Origin of the sequence: Bacteroides zoogleoformans (genome assembly GCF_002998435.1) — a bacterium.
In the GTDB taxonomy this organism is placed as follows: Bacteria; Bacteroidota; Bacteroidia; order Bacteroidales; family Bacteroidaceae; genus Bacteroides; species Bacteroides zoogleoformans.
This window is the reverse complement of record NZ_CP027231.1, coordinates 699,307-711,776: the sequence shown is the minus strand read 5'-3', so window position 1 is coordinate 711,776 and position 12,470 is coordinate 699,307. Positions and strand designations below refer to the sequence as shown.

The 12,470-nt window shown below is 43.3% G+C and carries 11 protein-coding genes; 7 read left to right on the top strand and 4 right to left on the bottom strand.

Annotated features, from left to right (window positions below):
- The 3 genes from C4H11_RS03035 to C4H11_RS03025 are packed head-to-tail and all read right to left on the bottom strand — an operon-like array spanning position 1 to position 885.
- Positions 1–423 (bottom strand): PcfK-like family protein, encoded by a 423-nt coding sequence (locus tag C4H11_RS03035; protein WP_007366492.1) that lies wholly within the window; start codon positions 421–423, stop codon positions 1–3.
- 13 nt (positions 424–436) lie between these two features.
- The gene (locus C4H11_RS03030; RefSeq protein WP_007366491.1) at positions 437–658 is read right to left on the bottom strand and encodes a hypothetical protein; all 222 of its coding nucleotides are present in this window, start codon (positions 656–658) and stop codon (positions 437–439) included.
- Positions 659–669: 11 nt separating this feature from the next.
- On the bottom strand, positions 670–885 hold the full coding sequence (locus C4H11_RS03025; protein WP_007366490.1) for a hypothetical protein: 216 nt from the start codon (positions 883–885) through the stop codon (positions 670–672).
- 1,203 nt (positions 886–2,088) lie between these two features.
- Between C4H11_RS03025 and C4H11_RS03010 the strand changes: the two genes are divergently transcribed.
- The 7 genes from C4H11_RS03010 (at position 2,089) to C4H11_RS02980 (ending at position 10,792) form a co-directional block, all read left to right on the top strand.
- The gene (locus C4H11_RS03010) at positions 2,089–3,114 is read left to right on the top strand and encodes a sugar kinase (RefSeq protein ID WP_106040438.1); all 1,026 of its coding nucleotides are present in this window, start codon (positions 2,089–2,091) and stop codon (positions 3,112–3,114) included.
- Between the two features lie 20 nt (positions 3,115–3,134).
- Positions 3,135–3,803: a bifunctional 4-hydroxy-2-oxoglutarate aldolase/2-dehydro-3-deoxy-phosphogluconate aldolase gene (locus C4H11_RS03005; protein ID WP_106040437.1), complete on the top strand. Its 669-nt coding sequence runs from the start codon at positions 3,135–3,137 to the stop codon at positions 3,801–3,803.
- Between the two features lie 603 nt (positions 3,804–4,406).
- A complete protein-coding gene (locus C4H11_RS03000) occupies positions 4,407–5,579 on the top strand; it encodes a glycosyltransferase (protein WP_106040436.1) in 1,173 nt (390 codons plus the stop codon).
- Positions 5,580–5,604: 25 nt separating this feature from the next.
- Entirely contained in the window at positions 5,605–7,518 is a 1,914-nt protein-coding gene (locus C4H11_RS02995; protein ID WP_106040435.1) for an asparagine synthase-related protein, read from the top strand.
- Positions 7,515–8,552 (top strand): glycosyltransferase family 2 protein, encoded by a 1,038-nt coding sequence (locus C4H11_RS02990; protein ID WP_106040434.1) that lies wholly within the window; start codon positions 7,515–7,517, stop codon positions 8,550–8,552. The genes C4H11_RS02995 and C4H11_RS02990 overlap by 4 nt, the downstream gene beginning before the upstream one ends.
- Positions 8,553–8,558: 6 nt before the next feature.
- Entirely contained in the window at positions 8,559–9,599 is a 1,041-nt protein-coding gene (locus C4H11_RS02985; RefSeq protein WP_106040433.1) for a glycosyltransferase, read from the top strand.
- A gap of 11 nt (positions 9,600–9,610) precedes the next feature.
- The gene (locus C4H11_RS02980; protein ID WP_106040432.1) at positions 9,611–10,792 is read left to right on the top strand and encodes a glycosyltransferase; all 1,182 of its coding nucleotides are present in this window, start codon (positions 9,611–9,613) and stop codon (positions 10,790–10,792) included.
- On the opposite strand, the gene C4H11_RS02975 is transcribed toward C4H11_RS02980, so the two are convergent.
- Complete coding sequence (locus C4H11_RS02975; protein ID WP_106040431.1) at positions 10,789–12,324, bottom strand: lipopolysaccharide biosynthesis protein; 1,536 nt, start codon at positions 12,322–12,324, stop codon at positions 10,789–10,791. The two genes, C4H11_RS02980 and C4H11_RS02975, sit on opposite strands and share 4 nt — an antisense overlap.
- Positions 12,325–12,470: the final 146 nt, after the last annotated feature.

The window sequence follows — 12,470 nt, the reverse complement described above, 5'->3', positions numbered from 1 at the left end:
TCAGAAATTGAATAGGTTGGGTTGTTGTACTTCTTGTGCGGTCGCTTTGGTGGCGGTTCTCGGCTTGCTGCGGTTCTGCAACTTGCGGAGTTCCTCCTCTTGGTATCTGCGGACTGCGTTCTGCCGTGCTTCCGCCTTTTCCTCTGCCGTGAGTTCCACAACGTGGTTCACCGCCACTTGGCACTGAATGGGCTTGCCTACCTCTATCTCGTTCTCGTCATAGTAGTGGACGGCTTGCCCGAATATCTCCCCGTCCGTGAAGCCGTTGCAACCGCTCCGCTGCACGTAGTTGAGAATGTAGGTGACACAATCGTCTATGTTCTTGGCAGGGTTGCGGTAGTTCCTCGCAAAGAGCGTATCTTCCGCTGCACGCTGCTCCAGATACATCTGTATCGTTCTCTTGAAATGTTCTGTTCCTTTCATATCGCTGTCTTTTTTAGATTGTCTGTTTCAGTATTTCTCTCCAATAGGTCGGCTCTACCTCGCTCAGAAGGAAGTCTGTAAAGTCCCTCCGTGCGTCCTTGTTCAGTTCTCGGTAGAGTTCACGGAACACGGATATGTTGCCGTTGATGTACGTTTCCACCATGTACACGAAGATGTTGTCCACCTCGTAGTATCTGCACTGCTGCGCTGCCGTTTTGCTGCTTCTCTTTGCCATGTCAGTAGGGGTTAAAGGGTGAATAACCAAAGGATGAAGCCGAAGAAGGCAATAGTGGAAAGGATAGCCACGATTACACCTATCGCCACTCGGAACACTCCGTTTACAATCTCTCTAATAATGCCCCAAAAGATGCCGAACATCCCGAAGGCGGTGCGTACCATCAAGCCGCATATCGCAAGCCCTATGTACTGCGCCATTTGTCTGAAATTTGCCGTTGCCGTCATATCTTCGCTGTTTTTGATTTTTTTGTTTTTTAATGCGGATTCAAGAGCTGAGGGAGTTGAGTTTCAAACTATCTTATCTGCCTCTCGTTTATCCGACATTTTTTTTATGCGTCTTTCTGTCGCATCGGTCGTTTTCGTTTCGGGTGCTTGAAAAGGTAGGGATTAGGGAATGCAAGGTTTTTCGGGAAAAATACTACCCGCAGGGCTGGAGATTTTTTCCGAAAACAGGAGGCTTGACCTTGCATTCCCGTCCAATCCCGGAATTACCTTTGCGCCCAGAACGGAAATGACTATCTGATGCGGCTCACTGAAAGACGCGAAAATGGAGGTAAACGGAAGTGGAGGCAGATTGGACAGGAAAACTTCAAAAGAGAAATCCGTAAAAAAGGGAAAACGCCAAAAGGAAAAGGGACATAGCCGGAGGCGTGAAACCGGGCAAACCACCGGCAAGGAAGTATGATTTTATATGTCTGGCCGAGCGTGTACGGTCGGACGGATAAAATCATTCTTCCCGGTTTGCCTGCCGTGTGTGACGGCTTGTTCCATTTATGGATCGGGCGGTCAGACACGGCTTTCCGCTTACGGCTCAAAGGAACAGTGGAAAAAGAAAAATCGTCAGAAACCCGTAAAAGCACCTCTTTGGCATAAGCACAAAAGAAATGGGCCTTGCATCATTAGTCTAAACTGTTGTTTAGGCGTGAGGCAAAGCCCTTTTCTCCGCTTATGCGTAGTCGGCATACGTTCGACCAAAATCCTTTTGGGCGATGGTGTGCCGACGGACAAAACCGCTTTTACGGAAAAACTTGTATGAGAAGAAAAAATTAGGGAGATTCATTTCAAAATCTCCCGTTTTATTGTTACTTTTGCATACGAAGAGTTCTTTGAAGGTTACGCAACGCGCAGAAGGATGATGCAGTAGATAACTAACTAAATCGTAACCTATTACTATCATGAGCAATTAACCTACGCTCAGTTCCAATAAATTACACTCTTTTCGTAACTTCTGGAGACAAATATATGATAATTTTTTGTATTTCAAAAATTGTTGTATCTTTGTGCTCGCACACGAAGAGTATGTACAGCAGGTATATGTTTTAGTTTATTCTTCATGTTTACAGTGCTTTAAGCTGTTATACGGCTCTGAAATGATAATCTGGAAGGAAATGAAATAAATTCATATTAAAATAAAAACATAAAAAGATTATGGGAAAGAAAGTAGTTACATTGGGTGAAATCATGCTGAGACTGTCCACACCGGGAAATACTCGTTTCGTGCAGTCCGATTCTTTTGATGTAGTATATGGCGGTGGCGAAGCCAATGTGGCTGTCAGCTGTGCCAACTACGGACATGACGCTTATTTTGTAACCAAGTTGCCGAAGCATGAAATCGGTCAGTCGGCCGTGAATGCATTGCGCAAGTATGGCGTGAGGACGGACTTTATTGCGCGCGGCGGTGACCGTGTGGGTATCTATTATCTTGAAACCGGAGCCTCTATGCGTCCCAGCAAGGTGATATACGACCGTGCTCACTCTGCTATCGCCGAAGCTGTGCCGACGGATTTTGATTTCGATGCCATTATGGAAGGGGCCGATTGGTTTCATTGGTCAGGCATCACACCTGCCATTTCCGATAAGGCTGCCGAACTGACCCGTCTGGCTTGCGAAGCTGCCAAGCGTCATGGCGTCATGGTATCTGTCGACCTCAATTTCCGTAAGAAACTCTGGACGAAAGAAAAAGCACAGTCCATCATGAAACCATTGATGCAATATGTCGATGTTTGTATCGGCAACGAAGAAGACGCCGAACTCTGTCTCGGCTTCAAACCCGATGCTGATGTGGAAGGCGGTAAAACCGATGCCGAAGGTTACAAAGGAATCTTCAAGGCAATGGCTAAGGAATTTGGTTTTAAGTACGTCATTTCCACCTTACGAGAATCGTTCTCGGCCACGCACAACGGTTGGAAGGCCATGATATACAATGGAGAAAACTTTTATGAATCGAAACGTTATGATATCAATCCGATTATCGACCGTGTAGGCGGTGGCGATTCTTTCTCCGGCGGCATCATCCACGGCCTGCTGACGAAAGCCGATCAAGGTGCGGCTCTTGAATTCGCCGTAGCTGCTTCGGCCTTGAAACATACCGTCAACGGAGACTTCAATCTTGTTTCTATTGAGGAAGTAGAGGCATTGGCGGATGGAGATGCAAGTGGACGCGTGCAAAGATAATCCTTAAAAATATAAATAAGATGGCAAAATTTGACAAAATAGCCGTATTGAATAAAATCGGCTCTACCGGAATGGTGCCCGTTTTCTATCATAAAGATGCGGAAGTAGCAAAGAAAGTGGTGAAAGCCTGCTATGATGGCGGTGTTCGCGCTTTCGAGTTTACCAATCGCGGTGACTTTGCACACGAAGTCTTTGCGGAAGTTGTTAAGTTCGCGGCAAAAGAATGTCCCGAAATGGCTATGGGCGTCGGGTCCATCGTCGATCCTGCAACGGCAGCCCTGTATTTGCAATTGGGGGCATGTTTTGTGGTAGGCCCGCTGTTTAATCCGGAGATTGCTAAAGTATGCAACCGTCGTCTGGTGGCGTACACTCCGGGATGCGGCAGCGTGTCTGAGGTGGGATTTGCTCAAGAAGTGGGCTGCGATGTTTGCAAGATATTCCCCGGCGATGTGCTCGGCGCCAAACTGGTGAAGGGACTGCTGGCTCCGATGCCATGGAGCAAGCTGATGGTGACCGGTGGTGTGGAACCCACGCGGGAAAATCTCACTTCATGGGTGAAGGCCGGTGTGTTTTGTGTAGGTATGGGTTCCAAACTTTTCCCGAACGAAAAGGTGGCAGCCGAAGATTGGACTTATGTTACGGAAAAATGCAGGGAAGCGCTGGGATATATTGCCGAAGCAAGAAAATAATCCGGAGATACAGGGTTTCCGTGATTGAATGAGAATCATTTTGTTTAAAGGTGTTTAAAGGGAGGCGACCATCGAAGTGCTTCGGCATTTCGGTGGTTCGTTTTTTGATGAGAGAGAGTTGCTTTTTTTACTGAAAATGTTTATAAGTGTAAATAGTGATATTTATGCGTAAAACAATGTTATAAAATGAATGAAAAGCATGTTTGTCGTTTCCGCACACGAAAAATAATCTTACTTTTGCAATGCAGTTGGGAAACTGTATTGTTTTAAAATTTGTAAGTAATGATTTTTAGTTTTGTAACAGGTAATTAGTTAAGGTAAAGAGAAAGTGACTTTTGTTTTTTTGAATAGGTTGTATAGTTTGTTTTTAGGTAAAAAGAAAGATTGATTTTAGGTAACATTTTTTGATGTAATAAAAAAGAAAAGCCTTTAAGGCTTTTCTTATAGTGGCGAGGAGTTCGTGAGAATTTTCTCGTTTTTTATTATATACATGAAGTTTCTTTGAATGTTTGAGTGGTGTTTGCATTCTTTTCCCTATATTTGTTTCCTAATATATAGACAAGGGTTTTTAATTTCCTCTGAACAGTTTAATTTGTATATAATTTGGCATACATTCTGCATATAATAGATTGGTTTCTATACATAGTTTTTGGAATAAACGTATTGTATTTATTAGTCTACAGCGTGGCTTCTTGTCGTCGCTCCTTTCCTTTATCTTCCAAAGCGTCGCTGTGGAAGCGTTTTGCCATCCTCATTCCCGCTTATCGCGAAGACGCAGTGATACACGAATGTGTTCATTCCTGTTTGGAGCAAGATTATCCCCCTGAGAGTTTCGATATCGTGGTCATTTCCGATCGCATGCAGCCCGAAACCAATGCTTCCCTCGCCTCGATGCCCATTCGTTTGATTGAAGTCAATTTCGAGCATAGCACCAAGTCCAAAGCTTTGAATACCGGTATGGCTGCCATTGGCAACGAATATGACATTGCTCTCGTGCTCGATGCCGATAATGTAATCCCCTATAACTATTTGAGTGACATCAACGATCTCTTTGCCCAACCGCAGGTGGAGGTGGTGCAGACGCATCGCATTGCCAAGAACCTGAACAGCGACATGGCTTTTCTGGATGCCATCAGTGAAGAGATAAATAACTCCATCTTTCGTCTCGGACACGCCAATCTGGGACTCTCCGCAGCCCTGATAGGGTCGGGTATGGCTTTTCGTTACGACTTATTTTGCGACACCATGACTCGTATTAAGGCGGTGGGTGGTTTCGATCGTGAGCTGGAGCTGACTTTGCTCTATAGAGGTAAGCGTTTTCACTATTTGCCTGACACGTTTGTGTTCGATGAAAAGATTCAAAACGTCGATGACTTTTCCCGTCAGCGCCGTCGTTGGCTTTCGGCGCAATGGCACTATTGCCGGAAGTTTTCAGGCCATTTGGGCAAAGCTATCATCGACCGCAACTGGGATTTCTGTGACAAATTCTTCCAGCAGCTTTCCATCCCCCGCTTGTTGCTGTTGGGCTTCACATTTCTTTTGTCTGTACTTGTCACCTTTTACAGTTGGCAATGGGGGATGAAATGGTGGCTGTTGCTGACGTTGCTGCTTGTGGCACTGTTGCTGGCTGTTCCTCGCAGGCTGTGCACCAGCCGTCTGGGCATGGCTCTTCAGAAGTTACCCCATACTTTCTGGCTGATGGTGGGAAATCTCTTTAAACTGCGTGGAGCCAACAAGAGTTTTATCCATACCAAACATGGAGTGATAGGGAAATGAAGAATAAACTTGTATATTGAGAATTATGATATACGGAAAAATTACATTAGAAAATTGGCGCACTATCCTTTTAGAGGGTGAAGAACCGGAATCTTCCTTTGAGAGCTGCAATCTGCGGGTTTTCTTCTATGGCACGCTGTATAATCGGGATACACTTCAGGCAACCCCCGATGACACCAATGCCAAGCTTGTCGCTGATGCTTTTCTGCGCGATCAAAGGTCGGCTTTTTCCCTCTTGGACGGTTCATTTACAATCGTTTACTACTCTGAAAACGAGTGTGGAGTGGTACGTGATCATCATGGCACGCATTATCCTATATACTGCATGGCTGATGGAAGCTTCTCCTCTTCCTGGCAGGAATTGGAAAAGCGGAGGAGGATGAATACCAGGAAATACCTATCTTATGACGATGCCGCATTGATAGGCTTTCTTCAGCGAGGCATTTTGGGATACGGAAAAAGCTGTTGGTATGAGATGTATTCTTTGCCTGCAGGTGAGAAAATCTGCCTGATGACAGAGGCAGGAGTTATAAGATCTTTTATAATACAAGTTAAATACAACCAAAACATAAACGACTCTTTTCCCACTTTGGAGATGCTGAAACATTCTTTTCCTTCTCTGTATGAAAAAGTGAAGGAAAGAATCGGCATTCTGAATGCGGGTTCGCCCTTTTCCACTGACTATAAAGTTGTCTGGGACAGGGATTCGGATGTGGAAGCTCTTTCTAAACGGTATGGAGAACTGCATGTAGAGGCCATTAGAAGACGCATTGGAGACAGTCGCCGTGTGGGTGTGCTTTTAAGCGGAGGCTATGATTCCGGTTCCAACCTTGCTGCTCTGCGCAGCATCTACGATGGACAGATCGACTCCTATTCAGTGGGATTCAAAGGCGATGCGTGGACGGAGCTCCCCATGGCCCGTTTGATGTCCGAGACTTTTGGTACTCGGCACCATGAGTACGAGATTGACGGTACGGAAATCCGTGCATTGCCCGATATCGTTCGTTTTCTAGGCGAACCTTTTGTTGAAGGCGGGCTGATGGTGAACTATTGCGCCATGCGCATGATAGGCGATGACAAGCCCGACGTCATTCTGGGCGGCGATGGCAACGATCAGTATTTCGGAACTTCCGGTCGTGAAGTGGCGTTGCACTATCTTGCCGCACGTGCAGGGTTGCTCCCATTGATGAAGGGAGTGGGGCGCTTGCTGGAATGCGAGTTTTTCGATACCGGAGGCAAGTTTTCGCGCATCCGTTTCCATCTGGACAAGATAGTCCACATTTTGGAGGGCGAGCGTTTCGGATTTTCTAACTCGGCATTGCGTACCTTTATGTACCGTCCTTCTGATTTTCATCCGGCAGCCCCCCCCCGGTCGGACCTTCGCAGTTTTAGACATCTTTACACGCAACATGCAAGAGTTTCTGACTTGGAGATTGTCATCGATCGCATCATCCTATTCAAAGCCTCTCGCATGGCTCGTATGTTTCATAACAACCTGACATTTCCTTTTATGGACTTGAAACTCTACCGCTTCTTGCAAAACTTGCCGGTGGAGTTGAAGTGCAAGGGCGATAGCGTGACGGATATTGCCCGTGGGCGTTGCACGTCGAAATTCCTGCTGAAGCATCACTACAAGCCTTTGCTACCCGAAGCCGTCACCTCGTGTAAAAAGCAGGGAGGTTTTGCTCCCATGCCCCTGTTCTTCCGTGACAATGCGCAACGTGCCCGCTTCAAGGAGTTCATTCTCTCTTCCGGTATATACTGTACATTCCTTCGTCAAGACGTGGTGGAGAAGTTTCTTACTGGCTATGACCGCGAGGTAGGGCAGGAAAATAGTTGGTTCTGGCATCGTCAAAACAAGGCATTGCAATATTTCAATCTGTTGACGCTTGTCACGTGGTGGGAAGAGTTTGTAGAAAATAGAGAGGTGAAATTATGAAAGTGTCCGTCATCATCCCCGTTTACAACGTTTCCAAATACATAGAACGTTGTTTACTCTCCGTCTTGAACCAGACCTGGCAAGATTTGGAGGTGATTTTGGTGAATGATTGCACACCAGATGACTCGATGGAGATAGCGGAGAGGGTGGTGAAAGCACATCCGCGTGGAAAAGATGTCCTTTTTAGAGCTAATGAAAAGAATAAAGGATTATCTGCAACAAGAAATTTAGCAATACATGCCGCAACAGGTGATTATTTATTTTTTTTGGATAGTGATGATTATTTGCCTTTAGATAGTTTGGCTATTCTATCTTTGGAGCTACAAACTAAGAAATATGATTTTGTGCTTGGTGATTATGAGATAACCGGCCAGTCACGTTCTCTTCATTCTCATAAGATGGGGAAAAGAGGACTCCATTCAAATGAGGAAATATTGTCATCTTACTCAATGTTTCTTTGGCCAAGAATGGCATGTAATATTCTAGTAAACAGAAATTTTCTTCTTTCTGAAGAACTTTTTTTTAAGGAAGGAATTGTGCATGAAGATGATTTATGGACTTTTCAATTGGCTTGTAAAGCCGGTTCTGCTTACTTTTGTAATAAAACGACCTACTATTATTATACTCATTCCAATTCCATAACAGGAAACCCTTCGTTGTGGAATTTGCAATGCAGAGTCTTTATTGTTGACTTGATGTATAATTATATTTTGTCTGATGCCAAGTTGATGAGAAATAAATATGTATATGTAACATTTGAAGAAACAAAAGCAAAATATTTTGATCGTATTCTATATTTTACGAAAGATGAATCTTTCCGTTATAAAAGCTATCAATCTTTTCGACAACGGAGATACATATCGAATTTAAAGGCTTTTCTTTGTTTTCATCTACATTTGAGTTTATTTTTACGTAATTTACATTATGCTTTTCCTATTCATTTGGGATATTTATATTTTAAGTTTTTTGTGAAGTTCTCCTATTATTTATTAGTTTTACCTATAAAAGTAAAAAGGCTTTTACACATAAAATAAAGAAAAATGAATAATATTCCCCGAATATCAGTAATAGTACCCGTTTATAAAGTAGAGAAGCACTTATCACAATGTGTTGAAAGTATTCTTGTGCAGACATTCACCGATTTTGAATTGTTGCTGATAGACGATGGAAGTCCTGATAATTGTGGAGAAATATGCGAGGAATATGCCCGGAAAGATAAAAGAATACGGGTGTTTCATCAGGAGAATGCCGGTTTGAGTTGCGCCCGGAATATAGGCCTGATAAATGCTTATGGACGATATGTGACGTTTGTCGATTCTGATGATTATGTGAAAAAGAACTACCTGAAAGACTTATACGATTCATTGCCTTCTGATAAAACGTTGATGGGAGTCATTGCAGGCTCGCTTGAACGATATTTACCGAATAAGGATTTTCAAATACTTCATGTGCCCGAAAAGGAAATTACGTCAGAGAAAGTCTTTCTTATATTGACAGATTTGATAGATAAATACGTTACCTATGCCGGTAATAAGCTCTATGATAACCGAATCATTAAACAGCATAAAATAAGTTTTATTCCTTTCGTTTCGGGTTTGGAGGATATGTTGTTTTTGTTAGACTATCTTCTTTATGCTGATTTTATGCTTATCCGTGATTATAATAACTACATATATAGAGTAGGATATTCTACTGATGCGTTGTCTGTGCGGATAAATAGTTTTGATGCGGAATATGCGGCTTTTTCCAATTATCTAAAACGAGTACATACGTATCAAAAGAAGTTTGATTTGGAGGATGATTCTCTGAATAAGACATGGAGTTCATTGACCATTTTTTTTCACAAAGTAGTTTTGGCCATATATAAGGCGGAGAATGATTATATCCATAGGGAACGCATCGCTTTTTTACGCCGAGTACTTTCATCGGATAAGGAATGGATAAAGAAGCATTTCTTTCCGCAATATAAGGCAGATGTGTTGGGTAAGTTCTTGCTTTGCAATATAAGTATATCTGTTTTTGATGTATGGATGCTTTTTTTGTCGGGTATAAAATTTAAAAAAAGGTTTGGAGGGAAATAGAGGAGGGTATCATGAATATATTGTTTTTACATCCCGTTATGTTCCATCCCCAAAGAGGAGGAATTGAAAGAGTGAGCGACCTCTTATCCCGCGAATTTCTGAGGCGAGGGCATCATGTGCTTTGCCTGCACAATGTGCGGGATGAAACCCGCATGGATTACGCTTATCCTACCCCATTGCATTTTTTCCCTAACTCTATTCAGGAAACAGAAAAAAATGGATTGTTTTATCGCGATTTTCTACATGAGCATCATATCGATATAGTCATAAATCAGGATCCGTTGGCTTATAACAAATTATGCCATTACTCTAAAGATATTTGCGGGGTACATACCATATCGGTGATTCATCAATATCCTCTTGGCATTTATAACCATTTGTTCGAGCTTATAATGTGGAAAAAGGGTAAAAACACCTTGATGGGAAAACTCAGAAGGGGAGCCCGTATCATAAAGGCGCCTTTCATAAAGTATAATTTTAAACGGACATTAAAAGCTGATTATAAGAATATTTTTGCTTATACAGATTTGCTTTGTCTGCTTTCGCTTAAGTTCATTCCGGACTTGAAGCAAATTTGTTCAAAGAATTTGGAGCGTGTGATTGCCGTTCCCAATCCGAATACATACCCGGTCCAAAAGGAGACAGGATATTCAAAAAAGAAGCAACTGTTGTATGTCGGACGTATAGAATGGTATCAAAAGCGAGTCGGCCGTCTCATAGATATTTGGAGGTGTGTATATAGAAAGTTTCCGGACTGGGAATTGGTTATTGTGGGTGATGGCCCTATCAGAGAAGACTTGGAGAAGAAAGCTTTGAGGATGGAGCGGATTATCTTTACCGGTTGGCAAGATCCCGAGTCGTTCTATCGGAATGCAAGTATTTTGTGCCTGACAAGTGATTTTGAGGGATGGGGAATGGTGCTGACCGAGGCCATGACGTTTGGAACTATTCCGGTGGCTTTCGAGTCGTTTGCCTCTGTGACGGATATCATAGAAGACGGGAAGACCGGTATGCTGGTTCCGCCTTTCTCACGCAAACAGTTTGCCCGGAAGCTGGAAGTATTGATGGCAGACGAGGAACTGCGTTCAAGCATGTCCAAGGCATGCGCTCGGTATGTAAAATGCTTTGACATACAGAATGTTGCGGATAAATGGGAAGAAGTTTTCAATCGATTGAAAGATAAGGGTCACTAACGCTTTCTTTTTATGGCTCTGTAAGTAAACGCACGTATGCCTGGGGTCAGGAAAAAGAGCAGGGCATAGGTCATAATCCCGTAGGCGGAGCTTATCGCCGCTCCGTAGATAATCCAATGCGCAAATGATTTTTCGGGAGTAAAGCTACTGCTTGGCAAGAGAAAATAGCACGCTATGGCTGGCAGCGATATGATTATCAAATGTTTGATGTAGCCTATCCAATAATGTACAATAGGCATTTTGAAGCCTTTCGAGTAAAGAAAATAAGGTTTCCACAAAACGATAATCAGCAGCAGGCTGGTGATATTGCCCATCAATATTCCTGGCAATCCCCAAAAGTAGCCGCTTACGATGGCTACAATCAAATTGATGCTTACCTCTGCGACAGGTGCCCATGTGTCTTGAAACAATCCATATCCGTAGATAAACTGGTCTGTGGCGCCGCGCGTATAGCCGATGAAGGAGTTCAGGATTATCAGGTATAATATATGTCTTGATATGATATATTCATTTCCTAACCACAGTGAGATAAAGGCGTCGGTCAGTTGGAGCAGAGCGAACGAAATCGTCCCGGCTATCAAAAAACGTATTCCCATCAGTTCCCAGAAAACCTGTAAGATGCGTTTAGGGTTGCCTTCTGCAATAAGGTTTCCCACACCGGCATTGGTGCTTCCCAGCAGGTTGCTGATGAAGATGCTGATTTTATCAATGATGAGCGTATAGTTGCCATAGTAGGCCACTGTTTTCAATGAGACGAAGGCGTACACTAAAAAAGGAGTGGTTTGAAACTGTACGAAGCCGCCTATTTTGTGTACAAACAGTTGCTTGGTATATTTTATCACCTCCGGATATTTCTTGAAAAGGAGCTTTCCTTGCTTTATTTCACTTCGTAACCAAGGATATACTTGATTCACTTTCCAATTCAGAATGATGGAGTAGGTGACTCCCAACAGAAGTTCCATGCTTATCCATAAGTAATAATTGCCTGTATAATACACCAATGCCATTTGCAAGAGTGTTTTCACAATTATGGCACTTTGGTAATAAGCTGTCACCACATAATTTCTTTGGTCTGCTCCCAACAACGTTTGTTTATAGTTGGCAAAATAGCCTATCAGCGAGGTGGTGAGGTATGAAAAGAAAGCAAAATAGACACTCTCCAAGTCGAATACATTGTTGGGGAAGATAAGTGGCATGAAGCACGCAAGCACACAGCCTGCGCTTAGAATGATGAATCCGATGCGGCGGTATATGAATCCGAATACGGAGATTATTTCATTGATTTTAGGCTCGTTGTGTTCAAAAAGTGGTTTGTACAGCACATAGCCTATCGCGGTGCTGATGCCCAGTTCGGCAAGGTTAAGGAAACCCAGCAGGTTGTTCATGGTGCCTATCAGTCCCATGAAATCGGCTCCCAGCGTATCCAGAAAAATCTTTCTTGAGAAGAAAGACAAAGCCAGATTCAAAAAGTAGAAGATGAGGTTGACCCGGGCATTGAGCAATGATTTTTTTAGTCGCGAGGCTTCAGGCATAGGATTATCCGAGTGCTTGGTTTGTCATTTCCTGATACTTTGAAAGTATCCTGATGCAAAGATAGATATTTTTAATGAGATTCTATCTATTTGTCGTGCGGAGAAAGAATTTTTACCTTTTAATGTGACTCCTGAATAAGGATTTA